At 54.1% G+C, this 15,787-nt stretch carries 14 protein-coding genes; 6 read left to right on the top strand and 8 right to left on the bottom strand.

Annotated elements, in window-relative coordinates:
• Window positions 1-272: 272 nt before the first annotated feature.
• The 3 genes from U5L07_15680 to sixA all read right to left on the bottom strand — a co-directional run bounded on the left by U5L07_15680 (window position 273) and on the right by sixA (window position 2,830).
• Window positions 273-995 (bottom strand): acyltransferase, encoded by a 723-nt coding sequence (locus tag U5L07_15680; GenBank protein ID MDZ7833190.1) that lies wholly within the window; start codon window positions 993-995, stop codon window positions 273-275.
• A gap of 10 nt (window positions 996-1,005) precedes the next feature.
• Complete coding sequence (locus U5L07_15675) at window positions 1,006-2,076, bottom strand: phenyltransferase domain-containing protein (protein MDZ7833189.1); 1,071 nt, start codon at window positions 2,074-2,076, stop codon at window positions 1,006-1,008.
• Window positions 2,077-2,368: 292 nt separating this feature from the next.
• Complete coding sequence (gene sixA / locus U5L07_15670; protein MDZ7833188.1) at window positions 2,369-2,830, bottom strand: phosphohistidine phosphatase SixA; 462 nt, start codon at window positions 2,828-2,830, stop codon at window positions 2,369-2,371.
• Window positions 2,831-3,050: 220 nt separating this feature from the next.
• On the opposite strand from sixA, the gene U5L07_15665 reads away from it, so the two are divergent.
• The 4 genes from U5L07_15665 to U5L07_15650 all read left to right on the top strand — a co-directional run bounded on the left by U5L07_15665 (window position 3,051) and on the right by U5L07_15650 (window position 7,531).
• Window positions 3,051-3,797, top strand: a complete 747-nt coding sequence (locus U5L07_15665) for an AAA family ATPase (GenBank protein ID MDZ7833187.1) — start codon at window positions 3,051-3,053, stop codon at window positions 3,795-3,797.
• Between the two features lie 25 nt (window positions 3,798-3,822).
• Window positions 3,823-4,671 (top strand): 50S ribosomal protein L11 methyltransferase, encoded by an 849-nt coding sequence (locus tag U5L07_15660; protein MDZ7833186.1) that lies wholly within the window; start codon window positions 3,823-3,825, stop codon window positions 4,669-4,671.
• An 18-nt stretch (window positions 4,672-4,689) separates the two neighbouring features.
• Window positions 4,690-5,529, top strand: a complete 840-nt coding sequence (locus tag U5L07_15655) for an MBL fold metallo-hydrolase (protein ID MDZ7833185.1) — start codon at window positions 4,690-4,692, stop codon at window positions 5,527-5,529.
• Window positions 5,530-5,983: 454 nt separating this feature from the next.
• Window positions 5,984-7,531 carry an ASKHA domain-containing protein gene (locus U5L07_15650; GenBank protein ID MDZ7833184.1) on the top strand — a complete coding sequence of 516 codons (1,548 nt, stop codon included), beginning with the start codon at window positions 5,984-5,986 and terminating at the stop codon, window positions 7,529-7,531.
• Between the two features lie 81 nt (window positions 7,532-7,612).
• Here the strand turns inward: U5L07_15650 and U5L07_15645 are convergent, their stop codons facing one another.
• The 4 genes from U5L07_15645 to U5L07_15630 form a co-directional block, all read right to left on the bottom strand.
• Window positions 7,613-9,358 carry a DUF6178 family protein gene (locus U5L07_15645; protein MDZ7833183.1) on the bottom strand — a complete coding sequence of 582 codons (1,746 nt, stop codon included), beginning with the start codon at window positions 9,356-9,358 and terminating at the stop codon, window positions 7,613-7,615.
• Between the two features lie 131 nt (window positions 9,359-9,489).
• Window positions 9,490-10,083 carry a nitroreductase family protein gene (locus tag U5L07_15640; protein MDZ7833182.1) on the bottom strand — a complete coding sequence of 198 codons (594 nt, stop codon included), beginning with the start codon at window positions 10,081-10,083 and terminating at the stop codon, window positions 9,490-9,492.
• 5 nt (window positions 10,084-10,088) lie between these two features.
• Complete coding sequence (locus tag U5L07_15635; GenBank protein MDZ7833181.1) at window positions 10,089-10,736, bottom strand: XTP/dITP diphosphatase; 648 nt, start codon at window positions 10,734-10,736, stop codon at window positions 10,089-10,091.
• Between the two features lie 128 nt (window positions 10,737-10,864).
• Window positions 10,865-11,200: a hypothetical protein gene (locus U5L07_15630; protein MDZ7833180.1), complete on the bottom strand. Its 336-nt coding sequence runs from the start codon at window positions 11,198-11,200 to the stop codon at window positions 10,865-10,867.
• A gap of 296 nt (window positions 11,201-11,496) precedes the next feature.
• Here U5L07_15630 and iorA point away from each other — a divergent pair, with 296 nt between their 5' ends.
• Entirely contained in the window at window positions 11,497-13,353 is a 1,857-nt protein-coding gene (iorA, locus tag U5L07_15625; GenBank protein MDZ7833179.1) for an indolepyruvate ferredoxin oxidoreductase subunit alpha, read from the top strand.
• A 40-nt stretch (window positions 13,354-13,393) separates the two neighbouring features.
• Complete coding sequence (locus tag U5L07_15620; protein ID MDZ7833178.1) at window positions 13,394-13,993, top strand: indolepyruvate oxidoreductase subunit beta; 600 nt, start codon at window positions 13,394-13,396, stop codon at window positions 13,991-13,993.
• A gap of 4 nt (window positions 13,994-13,997) precedes the next feature.
• On the opposite strand, the gene panP is transcribed toward U5L07_15620, so the two are convergent.
• Complete coding sequence (gene panP / locus U5L07_15615) at window positions 13,998-15,653, bottom strand: putative pyridoxal-dependent aspartate 1-decarboxylase (GenBank protein ID MDZ7833177.1); 1,656 nt, start codon at window positions 15,651-15,653, stop codon at window positions 13,998-14,000.
• Window positions 15,654-15,787: the final 134 nt, after the last annotated feature.

Below are 15,787 nucleotides of genomic sequence, written 5' to 3'. Positions count from 1 at the left end.
ATAAAATATTATATTTATTAAATCAAAAAGTTATGGTCGGCACGGTGGCCGACCCTACGATGAATCGGGTTTTTCCCCATTCGTAGGGCGGGCCACCGTGCCCGCCTGAAAAATAGATAGAACAAATTTACCGTGCCTCAGTGCCTTTAAAGTTATTTTTAGCTCGGTCCCGGGCAGCGGTCCGGGGGAATGTTTTTATCGCCACCGCGGTTAAGCCTAAATCCATGTTAAAGAAAACTATATTACGCCTTGAAGGCGGATGCAAGGGGGTCTCAATCCGAGCGGCGGGGGAAAAATATAGTGCGCAGCCAGTGGAAAAGGGAATTGCCTTTTAAGTTTTCCCGGTCCATGGCATCGATATCTTTGGCAAGCATGGCCGGATCCGCAAACCATTCCGAGCGCATGGCAAATTTCTCCTCCGGATCAAGCGCCTTGACCACCCGGGCCGGATTGCCGGCCGCGATGGTGTTGGGCGGGATTGAGCGGATGACCACGGAGCCGGCGCCGATGATGCTGTTATCCCCGATCTCAACGCCTTTGCAGACGATGGCGCTGTCGCCGATCCACACATTTTCGCCGATGGAGATCGGACGGGTGGGGCCAATCGTCCAGATCCGGTTATAAATCCCGTGCCAGTCCGCATCCGTGATATAGGCATGGCTGGCCAGCATGGTATTGTCCCCGATTTTAATATAATCCGCGGAGCTTATGCGCACACCGGGGCAGATCAGGCAGTAGTCGCCGATTTCGATGCCGCCTTTTTCTTTATCTTCGGGCCACACCGTCAGCCGGACTTTCTTATCTTTAGAGGAGAGGATATTGGCGTGCCGGCCGATCTTGATGGGGGCGCCAAAGACTTCGATATTCCAGGGATGAATGACGGTATATCCCGGCCCGAGCAAATCGAACTGGGGGCGCAGAAAATACCGGGCATAGGCCTGCTGGAATTTAATGTAGGCTTTTTTTAAAAAATAGGGCCGATGGTCTCGTCGCAAGAAAAGCGCCTTATTTCAGATAGAGAGCAAACTCTGAGGTGTTCCAGAAGCTGTGGTTGAAAAATTCCGCTGCCGGCGTTATTTGATACAGGGCATCCGCGGCCATGATGAACACCCCGTTGGTCCAGGAGATTTTATCCTCCGGCCAGATTACCATGTCCGGATAGGTAAACCCGCACCAGTAGGAGCCGTCTTCGAATTTGCGGTCAATCAGCCAGGAGAAGACAATGGCGGCGATTTCATGGCTGCCCATGGCCGCCAGGGCGATCACCAGCTCGCAGGTTTCGGCAATGGTCACCCAGGGGCGGTCAGAGACGCAAAGCACCCCCATTCCTTTTACAACGAATTTCTTCCACTGCTGATCGATCCGATCCTGGGCCGCTGCGCCGGTGACCGCGCCGGATAATACCGGATAAAACCAGTCCATGGAGTATCTGGATTTGGTGATATTAAAAAGATGGTAGCCGTCCCGGATGGCCTCGCCCAGATTGATCAGCGCGCTCTTCCATTCGGGTTTGGCTTTGCCGAGCAAACCGGCAATTGAGATTGCGCATTTAAGGCTCATAAATATGGAGCTCGACCCCGTAAGGAGCGCCATGGGATCGATTTCCAGGTCCGGGCTTTTGGCCCAGTAGATTTCCCCGGTGGGTGCCTGGAGGCTTACCGCAAAATCCATGGCCGCCTCAATCGTTGGCCACATTTGATACAGAAACCGGATGTCCCGGGTGATCAGATAATAGTGGAATACCCCCACCGCGATATAGGCCGAGATATTGGTTTCCCGGGTGCGATCCAGGGGGGCGCCGTCAAGGTAAGCGGAATACCAGCTGCCGTCTTCCAGCTGGATTTCTGCCAGCCATTCATAGGCGGCCCGGGCCTCGGCGATATAGCCGCAGATAGAGAGCCCCATGGCCGCTTCCACATGATCCCAGGGATCGGTCTTGCCGCCCCGGCTCCATGGAATTTCCCCGGTTTCTTTCTGTAAATCGGCAATCATTAATGCAATGGCATCAATATCAACCGAAACCGCCGGCTTCTTCCAGGGAACCTCCATCTTCATGGCCTCTCTATCCTTTTGCATCCCGGTATCCTATTTCTGCACGTTGAATTTGTTTTGGCGAACAACCCCATAACCATGGGGTTGCTCGCATGTAAGGTCGGCACGGTGGCCGACCCTACAAAATGTCAGCATTGTTGCGGGCGGGCCACCGTGCCCGCCTGAAAAATAGATAGAACAAATTTACCGTGCCTATTTCTGCCTGATCGCAGCGCGCGAGCTTTTAACGTAAATTAACGTTCATGAAAGTTTATAAATGAAAATATCTGCCACAAAAAGGATGGAGAAGCAATAAATTTCGGCATATTCGGCTGTTTTAACCGATGTTGGGCAGAAGCGTCCACTTAATGGCCCAGTCGCTGGTATCATCGAGCTGATCCAGGCAGACGATGCCGCCGTTCTGGAATTTCATCACAGTGATATCCGGATTGCCGGCGGTCAGATAACTGGTGATGCGCTCCATAAACGGGAGGTGCCCAACCAGCATCATATTTCCTCCGGGATCCGCGCTTTGGGCGACAGGGACCACATCGTCAAGCGCTTTAATCCCCGCCATTTCCTGGACCCCGCCGCCGGCCTGGAGGTAATCCGCAAATATCTCTGCGGTCTGCCGGGCCCGCTTTTTACCGCTGTGTTTGATTTCGCCCACTTTCACGTTATACCCGGCCGCGGTTTCGGCAATGCGTTTCACGTCCGCAATCCCTTCCTCCGAAAGGGACTGGTCGGGGTCCACATCCTTTTTTAAATTTTTGCCGTGCTGAACCAAATAAAGTGCCATAAGTTACCTCCTTTTTAATATAAATATATAATCAATTAAGTAGGTTCTGCAAACTTTGATTTTTTATTCCTCGACGGCGGCCGGTGCGCTGGTTATTTTATCTGCTTTTTAAGAGGCCGCTGTTCAGCAGGCGCCTTACGAATAAAAGATCCTTGACTGAAATCAGGAAGTGGCATAGGTATTTATATTATCTTATGATCTGAAAGGAGACTGACTTTAAATGGCATACACTGTAGCCCTAGCGGGCAAAGGCGGCACCGGAAAGACCACGCTTGCCGGACTGCTGGTCAAATATATGGTAAAAAACGGGAAAACCCCGATTCTGGCCGTGGATGCGGATTCCAACTTTAATTTTAACGAGGTGCTCGGTCTGACCGTAACCGATACGCTCGGCAATGCGCGAGAGGATATGAAAAAGGGGGCCGTGCCCAGCGGCATGACCAAGGATGTCTTCATCACCATGCGGATGGAGGAGGCGGTCATGGAAACCGGGAACTATGATCTTATCGTGATGGGCCAGCCCGAGGGCCAGGGCTGTTATTGTGCGGCCAATAGTCTGCTGGTCAACGCGCTTGAGCGGCTATCGGATAATTACCCCTATATCGTGCTGGATAACGAGGCGGGTATGGAGCATATCAGCCGGCTGACCACCAAGAATGTGGATGTGCTGCTGATTGTCACGGATGCCTCAAGGCGGGGGCTCCAGGCGGCCCTTCGCATCAATGAGCTCGCCTCGGAGTTAAATATCGGGGTGATGCGGACCTGTCTGATTTTCAATCAGGCCAAAAACGGGGTGCCGGACAAAGCCGCCAAAATGGTGGAAGAGGCCGGTGTGGAGCTTCTGGGATCAGTGCCCGAGGATGCCTCGATTTATGATTATGATTTCGAGGGCACACCGATTATAAATCTCCCGGAAGACAGCCAGGCCGTGCAGAATGCCTTTGCGCTGTTTGACAAGATTTTTTGATTCGCAGGCACGGATGTTGGATGTCATGCCGCATAAACCGTCCGGGAACGTGGATAAGGCGCCGCCCTGTCCGTATCTCTATATCTATTACCTCTCCGGCCGGCTGAGCGTAAAGGAGACCCATGATTTTGGGGCTTCGTTTATCGGGAACTGGGAAGAGGGGGAGACCTCGTTTCTTTTTTTTGCCCGTCCGGCGGATGACATGATAGAAAAGTTTTTAGCGGCCCGCCCCCGTCTGGAGCTCAAAGACCGGTTTGAGATGAGCTATGCGGACTGGCATGGGGGGCCGGTGGCGCCGTTTCAGGTGGGCGGTTTGCAGGTGGTGCCGCCATGGGCGAAAACGCCTTCGGGGACGGCTGAGCAGACGCTTGTGCTGGATCCGGGCGTGGTTTTCGGTGCGGGCAATCACCCCACCACCCGGCACTGCCTGATGGCCGTTGAGACGCTCATGGCCAATGAAACGGTTGAAGCCGTGCTCGATCTGGGGGCCGGTACCGGGCTTCTGGCCCTGGCGGCGGCCCGTCGGGGGGCGGCCCGTGTGCTGGCCGTGGATAATAATTTTCTGGCCGCCAAGACCGTGTGGACGAATATCCGGCATAATCATCTAACGGATCGGATGCTTTCCATCGCCGGCGACGCCCGGGACTTTATTGATTGGCCGGCGGATCTGGTGGTGGCCAACATCCATTATGATGTGATGCAGCAGCTGGTGGCAGCCCCCGGTTTTCGGCAGAAAAAATGGTTTGTCCTGTCCGGGCTCATGCGTACCCAGGCCCGGCGGATTAAAGACCGGCTTGTGCGCTGCCGGGCTGAAATACTGGAGGAATGGATACAGGACGGCATCTGGCACACGATGTTGGGGAAAATGATGTAACCGTCGAAAGGATGCTTGATGTACATTAAATGCTGGGGGTCCAGGGGGTCTATACCGGTTTCCGGGTCTGAGTATGATAAATACGGCGGTGATACCACCTGCATTGAGATCCGCACGAAGAGCGGCGAACTGATTATTGTGGATGCCGGCTCCGGCATGCGGCGGCTGGGCAACCAGCTTACCATCGAGGGCTGCCGGCTTTTCCATATGCTGTTTACCCATTCCCACTGGGATCACCTCCTGGGATTTCCCTTTTTTAAGCCCCTGTTCAGTTCGGAGTCGAATATCCAGATTTACCGGTGCCCGTTTCCCGGCAAGTTTGTCGAGACCATCGTAGCCAAAATGATGAGCCCGCCTCATTTTCCGGTCCGGTATTCGGACCTTCGCGCCAAAATTTCGTATCAGCAGGGCTGCCCGTCAAGCTTTCAAATCGATACGGTGACCGTCACCCCGATCGCCTTGAGCCACCCCAACAGCGGATGCGGATACAAATTCGAGGAAGATGGCAAATCCTTTGTTTTTCTAACGGATAACGAATTGGGCTACACGCACCCCGGCGGCCTGAAATTTAAGGATTACAAAGCCTTTTGCGAAGGCGCGGATCTCTTGTTCCATGATGCGGAGTACACGCCCGAGGAATACGCCCAAAGCATTGAATGGGGACATTCCACCTATACCGCCGCCCTGGAACTGGCCCTGGCCGCCGGTGTCAAACGGCTGGGGCTTTTCCATCACAACCGGGACCGCACGGATCAGGGCATGGACCACATACTGAATCAGACCCGCAATATTATCTCCGAGCGAAAATCCGGGCTGGCTTGCTATGCTATAGGCCGGGATATGAGCTTTGAAGTCTGATGGCAGCGTAAAAAGCGGTTTATGCCGCCACCCCGGCATTTTTGCAGAAACTAACTCAAAAAGGCCCTGAAAATCAGCCCATACTGTCATTTCGAGCGTCAGTGAGAAATCTTTACAACAAGATTCCTCGTCACTATCGTTCCTCGGAATGACAATAGCACAACACTTTGGAATAACGACATATATTGTTTGGTTCCTTAGAATTGTTTCCTCCGGGCCGTTTGCCCGGGACCGAGCCTATAAATAACTTTAAAGGCACTGAGGCACGGTAAATTTGTTCTATCTATTTTTCAGGCGGGCACGGTGGCCCGCCCTACGAATGGGGAAAAACCCGATCCATCGTAGGGTCGGCCACCGTGCCGACCATAAATCATCGATTTCATTAACCTAATACCTAATACCCAAAACCTAATACCCGTGAAATTACTTAGAAGAAGGGATTTTGTGATACTACATGCAGGATGAACAGAGCGGATGGACCGTCACCTTAAATTTACCCGCCCCCTCCCTGGATGATAACCGGGCGGATGCGGACCGGTTAAAAGCCGTCCTGGCATCCGCCTTTAACGCCGACGCCGTTGATATTGATCTTTCCCTGCTAAAAAAGCTGCCGGCCCGTCTGCGTAAGTGGGATTACCAGGCGCGCTGCCTCTGCTTTAACGACTACGGGCGGCTGCGTCTGGTGGGCATCAAGGCGCCGTCTGATTCCGCGCCGTTTTATGGGCTGGCCGTGGACCTGGGCACCACCCGCGTGGTGTTTCGGCTGATAAATCTTGATACGGGCGAGGCCATGGCGGAACAGGCCTTTGACAACCCCCAGATTGAAATCGGCCCGGATATCCTTGAGCGCATTCACTATGCGGATACGGATGGCGGTCTGGAGAAGCTGAACCGGCTGATTATAAACGGTTTTCAAGAAAATATAGACGCCATATGCCGCAAAGCTGAGATCCGCGGGCAGGATATCTATCTAATGGCGGTGGCGGGAAATACCAGCATGGGGCATCTATTCATGGGGCTTTTTCCGGGCGGGATTATCCGCGAGCCCTATATCCCGGTGGTTAACCGGCCGGGTCTCCTGCCGGCGGCCTCCCTTGGCATAGACATTCATCCGGATGCCTGTGTGTTTGTGTTTCCGAATGTGGGCAGCTATTTCGGCGGGGATCTGATAGCCGGTATCCTTTATTCCGAAATGCACGAGTGCGATGACATCGCCATGCTGGTGGATGTGGGGACCAATGCCGAAGTGGTGCTGGGAAACCGCGATTGGCTGGTTGCGTGCGCGGGTGCCGCCGGCCCGGCACTTGAAGGCGGGGTGTCGAGAATTGGCATGACCGCCGGTCCCGGGGTGATCGATGAGATTCGGATCGATCCGAAAACCCTGGCGTTTGATATCCATACCATTGATGATCAGCCGCCAAAAGGTATCTGCGGTTCGGGCATGATCGATCTGGTCGCCCAGCTTTTTCTCGCCGGGCTATTGGATATCCGGGGCCGTCTGGTGCCGGATGCCCATCCGGAGCGCATATACAAAACAGATGACGAGCGCCGTTTAGTGATTGTTAATGCTGAACAGTCGGCCACCGGCGAGGCCCTGACCCTGGGACAGGCGGATTTTGACAGTCTGATCCGCTCCAAGGCGGCCATGTACACGATCTTAGAAACCATTACCGGATATGTGGGCGTCACATTCAAGGACATCAGCCGGTTTTATGTGGCCGGGACATTCGGCTCCTTTATCCGGCCCCGCTCGGCCATCACCATCGGCATGATTCCGGACCTGCCCGAGGAGACCTATCAGCCGCTGGGTAACAGCTCATTGGGCGGCGCCGCCCGTCTGCTCGAGGAGCAGACGGCCATGACCGCGGTCCAGCGGATCTACCAGAACATCACCTACCTGGAATTAAACGTGAACCAGGAATTCATGAACCGTTTCAGCGCGGCCAAATTCCTGCCGCACACCGAGGCAGATCACTTTCCGTCTGTCAGGCAGGCGCATTAGAAGGTTTCAGGTTTCAGGTGTCAGGTTTCAGGCCTGAATATTTCCATCCTGAACACTGAACACTGAACACTGAAACCTTCCTCACGCGCTCAGCATAAACAGATTTACAAACCGGGGATCCAGATCCTCGGCTGAGACGCCGCCGTATTCCGAGACGATTTCGGCAAAAAGTGCTTCCAGGGCGCGGCCCAGATTGTTTGAGATTTCCTCTTCGGTAAATGCCGAGGCCCGGGAGAGCCAGGAAAGAAATTCGGATTTCATGGATTCTCTGATTTTTGGCCCGTCCCCGTTTGCCTCCCACAGGGAGCGGTAAAAGGGCTTGAACGTCTCTGTTGGGATCGGCTCGGGCAGAACCGGGAGGCTGAGCTCATGTCTTGCCCACAGGGTGAGCAGGAGGTTTTTATAGGTGACAAAATGGCCTTCGGGCAGATCATCCGTATTAATTGCCATGCATGAGAGCATATCGTCAAAGGCCATGGCCTGCTTTAGGGCTTTGTGGGTGGACTTGATGTCTTTAAACGAGGCAAACTCCCGATAGAGTCCATCTGTGGTCTGGTAATTGTCAAAGAATTTCGGTCGGTTGACCAAGAGCCCGCCGAGGACCCCCACCAGAAATTCGTCCCAGAAGCTAAGCGCCAGCCGGTTGTTGGCAAACCAGCTTTGCTGCTGCCATTGTTTGGCCCGCTGCCGCAGGCCGACCACCAGGCCGTAGCCCAGCCGGAAGATATCGATGAGCGGATAGGTTTTGATATAAGCCGCCGTCTGGCTGTCATCAAGCCGGGTCTTTTTGTCGGCCAGGCGCTCAAGGCCGATTTCCAGGTAGCCGCAGGATTTTTTAACGATTTCCCGAAGTTCTTCCCGCTCGTGGATCGGTTTTTGATCGGCCGCGGCAATCTGGTTGCAGAGGCCGGCGAATTCGATTTGAATCTGCTGAAAGGTCTCATCCAGGCTCATGATGCTCAAAGCCCGGCTAAACCGGCTGCCCTTTTCCAGAAACGCGAGGTGATTGAGCGGGATGGGCAGAAAATTCGCCTCGAGACGCCGCCCCCCCTGGATCTGTTTTGCCTGCTTTTGGATCACCTTGATATTGATCGGCTGATAGACGCCCACTGCCTCATCAAAGGGCAGAAATCCTTTTTCCGCCAGCCGTACGTTGCGGAAGCGGTAGGCCTCCTCCTCGCTTTCAGCCGGAAGCACGTTAAGGGCCCTTAAGAGCGTCTCCTGGTATTTGACGTGATCGGTCATGGCCAGGCGGTAGAGCATGTCGGCCAGAAAGGATTGCTGCTTTTCCAGGCTGTCCGGATCATTTTCCCGCTCCGCCGGTGATTCGATCAGGCGGATATAGTAGGTGTCATCAAAGGTGTAGAAATCGCCGTCCAGCTCCGAGGGATCCTGGTCATGCTCCCGGATGCAGACATCTACGGTCTGATAGAGATAGTATTCAATTAAATCGGATTTTTCCGCCTGCGCCCAGTTAATAAACCGGCTGGGGGCGGCTTTTAGCAGCAGATTCAGCCAGTGGGTCATGGATTTTAAATCGATCCGGTCGCGCTGCCAGATTTCAGCGTCCAGGATATATTCCCACTGCCTTGAGGAGGCCATGGCCAGAAGTTCCAGAGAATCGGACGGACCGATGTCATGGATCAGAAAAAAGAAGTCTTCTTCTGCAAATGAGTGAATCAGCGCGGTCGGCTGCGGGTGGTCCAGGATCTCCCGATAGGCGGTTTCCGGCGGCTGGGAAAGGATCCGTTTTCGTTCCGCATCCAGTTTTTCCACCCGCTTAAGGTGTCTTTCCCACTCGCTGCTTCCGGTTATCGGTGTTGTCATAATTAACTATAACCCAAATTTAATATTATTTACCGGGGCACTGGGAACAAAGCGCTTCTTCAATATCCGAGCTGCCATAGGTTTTGTCAAAGGTTTCGCTGAACTCAAAAGCCAGTTCCCTGGCCCGGTATTTAGATGCCGCGGGGGCCGGGATAGGTCTTCAGGATAATCTCGTGCAGCGGGCGTTTGGGCACATGATGCACACCGTTTTCGTCCCGCCAGTACCGGATATTATTGTCAGTGGCTGTTGAGTCAATAACAATGGTTTCAGCCGGTTCGCCCAGGGCGATCACCAGCATGATTTTATAGCGTTCCGGGATTTCCAGGGCCGCGCGCAGCTTTTCGCGGTTGATGGCGCCTATGAAACATCCGGCAAGCCCCTGCTCGCAGGCGCCCAAAAGAATGCTCTGTCCGGCAATGCCGTGGTCGCACCAGAAATCCGTGCTGATCTCCGTATCCCCCAAAATGACGATATAGGCGCTCGGCCGCTCGCCCGCCGCCGGGCCCGGCCAGTCCTTGAGGTAGGCAGCCCATGCGAGGCAGGAAAAAATTTCGGCGTTAACCGCCGGATCGCCGGACAGAATGTATTTCAGCGGCTGCCGGTTGGCGGCGGATGCGGACAACCGGCCTAAATCAACCAGGGATTCAAGGGTCTCCGGCGAAATCGGCCGGTCTTCCTTAAATCGCCGGCAGCTGCGGTTTTGCTTAACAAGATCCGCAATCATTACCGTCACTCCTTACACTCAAATCGTTCCTGTACGGGCATCTGCTGTTCAATCCAGACAAGCACCTTGTCGATCTCTGATTTAAACTCCCGAAGCGCTTTGCCCCGGTGGCTGACCCGGCTTTTTTCCGCCATGGTGAGCTGGGCGAATGTTTTATCCAGGGGCGGATAATAAAATACCGGGTCATAGCCGAAGCCGTTCTCACCCATGGGCGCTTCGGTGATAATGCCTTCACACCGGGCCTCGTAGGTCAGGGCCGCGCCCGTTGGCACCGCCAGGGACAGCACGCATTCAAAGGCGGCGTTTCTGTTTTGAATGCCTTTCATGTCCGCCAGGAGTTTTTCGCATTTTTCGGCCTCTGTCGCGTTTTCCCCGGCATAGCGCGCGGAATGGATTCCCGGGGCCCCGCCCAGGGCTTCCACGCACAGCCCGGAGTCATCCGCCAGTGCCGGCAGCCCTAACACCCGGGCGGTGAGGCTCGACTTTTGATACGCATTTTCGTCAAAGGTGCTGCCGTCCTCCGGCGCTTCCGGAATCGGGCCAAAGTCATTTAAGTTTTTGACCGCGATCGGAAAATCTTTCAGCAGGTCCCGGATCTCGGCAGTTTTTCCCTTATTGCGGGTCGCCACCACAAGTATTCGATTGTTTTTCATCATACTTTTTACGTCGCCATCATATTTAAGTTTTGCAGGCAGGCACGGTGGCCTGCCCTACGCAAGGGGAAAACACGCCCGTCGTAGGGTCGGCCACCGCGCCGACCGCTCGTGATTTGTCTGAAGCGCTAGAAACCCGTGCCCTTTTTGACGTTTTTGCCGCCGGTCTGGCAGTAATCATAGATAACGCCCACGGCATTATTGTAAGTGTCCGGATCGAGTCTTCCGAATTCCTCTTTTAGCTCTTCGGCCAGTTCCCGGCTCTGAACCTCACCGCGTTGGCAAAGCCGGCGGGCAATCAGCGCTTTGTATCCGGTAAACGAGTTGTAGGTAATATCCGGGTTATCCGTATTGCAGGCGGCTTTTAATTGATCCACCCGTTTTTCATATTCATGAAGCTTCTTTATTAATTTGGCTTTTGCCTTCTGGTTTTTCGGCAGAATTATTTTAATTGATTTAATCATGACCCCATCATTTCCTCTAACCCCTGATGCCGGTCAAGGCATAAATACCATGAGTATAAAAAGGCTTTTTATTATCGCGGACAGATAAATCGTGCCGGGGAGGCAAGAACTCCCGAGGGGCTTTGTAAATTTCTTTTTTTGTCAAATAACAGCGTTTGGATGCGAATTCAAGATTAATTCCAAACACCACTAACCGTTCCGGTCAAGAAAAGACTTTACAGTTTTCCGGGCGTTGGTATATTAACCGCTAACTATTACGCCTGCTTAAACCTAAAAAGCCAGATAAGGAAATTGCCATGCATAAGCTGATTGTTGACAAGCCCGGGGAAAGGGCGTTTCTCTTAGGCAACGAGGCCATCGCCCGGGGCGCCGTGGAGGCGGGGGTGGCGTTTGCCTCTACCTATCCGGGCACGCCGTCGTCTGAAATCTCCCTGAATTTTTTTCAGATGGCCCGGGAAAGCGATCTCTATTTTGAATACAGCACCAATGAGAAGGTGGCCCTGGAGGTCGCGGCCGCGGCTGCGAATTCCGGTTTGCGCAGCATGTGCATCATGAAGCATGTGGGCGTGAATGTGGCCGCTGATGCGCTGATGACTTTGGCCTATGTCGGGGTGCGCGGCGGGCTGGTCATACTGACCGCGGATGACCCCTATATGTTCTCCAGCCAGAACGAGCAGGACAACCGCTATTACGGAAAGCTCTCCGGTCTTCCCATACTTGAGCCCTCTTCGGCCCAGGAGGCAAAGGATATGGTGGGGTATGCATTTGATCTTTCAGAAAAACTCCAGGAGCCGGTCCTTTTCCGCACCACCACGCGGCTCAACCACTCGACCGCCCCCATCGAGTTCGGCCAAATGAAGGCGCCCCAGACAGCCGGGGATTTCACAAAAGATCCGTTCAACTATGTCACCGTGCCCGCGGTGTCGCGCAACCTGCACATTAAGCTCCTGAAACATATTGAAGAAGCCGAGCAGATCGCCTGCGACTCCCCGTATAATTTCACCCTCGGGGAGGGGCCCTGGGGCGTTGTCTGCAACGGCGTCAGCTACAATTATGTGACCGATGCGGTGAAAGAGCTGAATATAAGCGATAAAACCCGGGTTTTGCGGGTCGGATTTTCCCATCCCATGCCGGGGGAGCTGATCAAAACCTTTTTGGCCGGATGCGAGAAGGTGCTGGTGGTCGAGGAGGGCGAGCCCTATATGGAGGAGGCCGTCAAAGCCCTGGCCCAGGAGGCCGGACTGACGATTCCCATTATGGGAAAAGATCCGGAACTTTTCTCCCGGTTGTTCGAATATGATCCGGCGCTTGTCAGAAAAACCATGGCCGCGTATTTTGGTATCCCCTATGAGCCGCCCAAACTGCCGGATGCATCCGATGTGCCGGAGCTGCCCCAGCGGCCGCCGAACCTGTGTGCGGGCTGCTCACACCGGGCAACCTTTTATGCGGTGAACAAGGCGGCCGAGGGGATTGAGACCATCCGGCCGACGGATATCGGCTGCTATACCCTGGGATTTCTGCCCCCGCTTTCCAGCGGGGATTTTCTCATCTGTATGGGCTCCTCCGCCGGCACCGCCTGCGGGTTTTCAAAGGCCACGGGTAAAAAGGTTATCGGGTTTATCGGCGATTCCACCTTTTTCCACTCCGGCATTCCGGGCTTAATCAACGCGGTGTTCAACCGCCATGACCTGACACTGGTGATTCTGGACAACCAGACCACGGCCATGACCGGCCATCAGCCCCATCCTGGCGTGGATATGGATGAGCTGAATTACGGCGGCTACCAGCAGGTCTCCATTGAATCCGTGGTGCGCGGCATCGGGGTGGAGCATGTGACCGTCATCAAACCCTATAATGTAAAAAAAAGCATTGCCGCGGTCAAAGAGGCGATTTCCCATGACGGGGTTTCAGTGATTATCGCCCGGCAGAACTGTACGTTGTTTGAAAAAAGCCTCAAAAAATCGGTGGGAAGGCCTTTTTATGTGAGCGATCGCTGCAAAAACCATCGGATCTGTATCAATGAACTGGGATGCCCGGCGTTTTATGTGGAAAACGATTCCGTGCAGATCAACTCGGCCCTTTGCACCGGCTGCGGGGTCTGCGTGCAGGTTTGTCCGGAGCATGCCATTTTGCCGCTTAAAAAAACTGAATAATCAATACCGAAATGCGCGTTTCAAACACGGGATAGGATATATGGATATTACACGCTTGATCATTGTTGCCGTAGGAGGCCAGGGCAATCTGTTGGCCTCAAAAGTGCTGGGCGAAGCCGCCTGCCGGGAGAATGTGCCGGTTCGGATGAGTGAAATCCACGGAATGGCGCAGCGGGGCGGCGTCGTGGAATCGGCCATGGTGTTTGGCGATGCGGAAAGCACCATTATTTCAGACGGCGAGGCAAATATTCTGCTGAGCTTTGAGCCGCTGGAGGCGCTTCGGGCGATAAAAAAATGCAATTCCCGGACGGTTGTGATCACCAATACCGCGCCGCTGCCGCCGTTTACCGCGGCCATCGGCAAAGGGACCTATCCGGATATGGACAGGATGCTGGCACTCCTTAAGGCCAAAACCGGGCATCTGATTACCCTGGATGCCGCCCGCCTGGCCAAATCCGCCGGAAATGAGCTATCGGTCAATATCGTGCTTCTGGGCGCGCTGATCGAGATTGATCTGCTCCCGGTCACCCCGGAGAGCGTGCAGGCCGCGATTAAGGAAACCACCAAAAAAGCTTTTCTGGACACAAATTTGAAGGCATTGGAGCTGGGGCGCGAGGCCGTGCGGGATCAGATTTCCTGATAGTTTACACCCCGACCAGATAAGTGTGATAGATTTCTTCCTGCTCGTCAAGAATCTCGTTTAAGATACCAAGGGTAGTCATCGGGTTCATGATTACGGCCCGCAAAACCACCTTGCTCTCCGGGGCTTCGTTCGGTGCTGTTTTGAGTGCCGTCCGCGACACAAAACTCCAGCCCGCCTCACGCTGCAGCCGCTGCAAGTTGCGGTTAATGGCATTTAACCGCTCATTGGCCGCCTGCCGGGCGTCGTCATCCCCTGAAACCAGCTGATGTTTAAGCGCCGGCGGGCACAGGCGGTAGGTCAGGATATTTAGCGCCGGTGCGGTGACCAGCTCAAAATTCTCCCGACGGTCGATTTCCTCGGCAAATGCCGCCGCGGTTTCAATGCCGTGATTGATCAGGAGCTCATAGCCCTTGGTCCCCATAATTTTAAGGGCACTGTCGAGAATCAGCGAATTGGCCTCCCGCGAGCCGGAAAGCGATTTTATACCCAGATCCACCGAGCCCCGGCGGTTTACGTAATTGGCGTAATAGGCGATGCCATCCATGGCGGTGGGGCTTTTGAAATAGACCATGCCGCAGCTCATGGGCATGTAAAACTGTTTATGCCCGTCAATGGTCACCGAATCCGCGCGCTTGATGCCCTCCAGCAGGTATTTGTATTTGCCTGAAAAAAGCGTGGGACCGCCCCAGGCCGCATCCACATGCAGATGGATGCCGTGTTCCGCGCAGATATCGGCCATTTCCGGCAGCGGATCAATGGTGCCGGTTTCCGTAGCCCCGGCAATGCCTACGACCGCCACTATGCTGGTTTTTTGATCCGCCTCAAGCTCTCGGATGGTTTGCCGGAGCGCCTCTATATCGATCCTGTTGCGTTCATCGGTTTCAATCGGAATCACGTTTTTGTTGCCGATGCCTAAGATGCCGGCCGCTTTTCGAAGCGAGTAGTGCCCCAGACGGGAAACCAGAATGACCGCCCGGTCAATTTCATGGGCCCTGTACGCGGCGGCCATGCCGTCCATCTCCACGCCGTCAAAGCCCGGTTTGGGCGCCAGTCTGGCGTTTCTGGCCACCCAGAGGGCCGTCAGGTTGGCGCTGGTCCCCCCCTCCACAAAGGCGCCCAGCGTGGTCTCGGTGTTCTGGACATGCGCCTGGTAGAAGGCCTCGCTGTTTTCAAAAATCATGCGGTGGATTTTGGCGATTACCTGTTTTTCGATGATCGAGACCACCTTGGAGGTCTCAAGTTTGACCACATTCTGATTGAGGGCCGCCACAATGGTTTTTAAATGCACCATGAAAAAAGGGATGGCCGAGGTCATATGGCCGACAAAATAGGGAGAGGCGATGTTAACGGCGTGCGGGGCGATATCGTCAATCACGCAGGTAATAACATCCGCAAGTTTTTTTTCCGGGTTTTCGCGGATTCTCGTATTGGTAAATTGCTCGGATAGATCCTTCAGGCTTTTGGCTTCGGTGATGCCTACGTGTTTTCTCAAAAAATCATGGAGCCCGAAAAGGATCTGCTCCATGTATTTGATAAGCGTTTCCCGCGAGGCATGGTCCTCGGGTTGGATAAACACTTTGAAGAGGTGCTCCCAGTCCGCAATCAGATCCGGCCTGTCGGGTGCAGGCGAGTGGTTTGCGCTTGAATGATTCCCCATTACCTTGATTCTTTGTCGTTTTGGCGCGATATCTATTTTATAGACTGAAAAATTATTTAAAAAGAATGTAAAAATCTGTAACGCTCAATTCCGATTAAAAATATACTCGTTATTACATATCAGCGCAATCATCA

This window comes from Desulfobacterales bacterium (assembly GCA_034520365.1).
GTDB lineage: Bacteria > Desulfobacterota > Desulfobacteria > Desulfobacterales > Desulfosalsimonadaceae > M55B175.
Note: the sequence above shows the minus strand (reverse complement) of the source record. Positions and strands in the feature narration are given on the sequence as shown.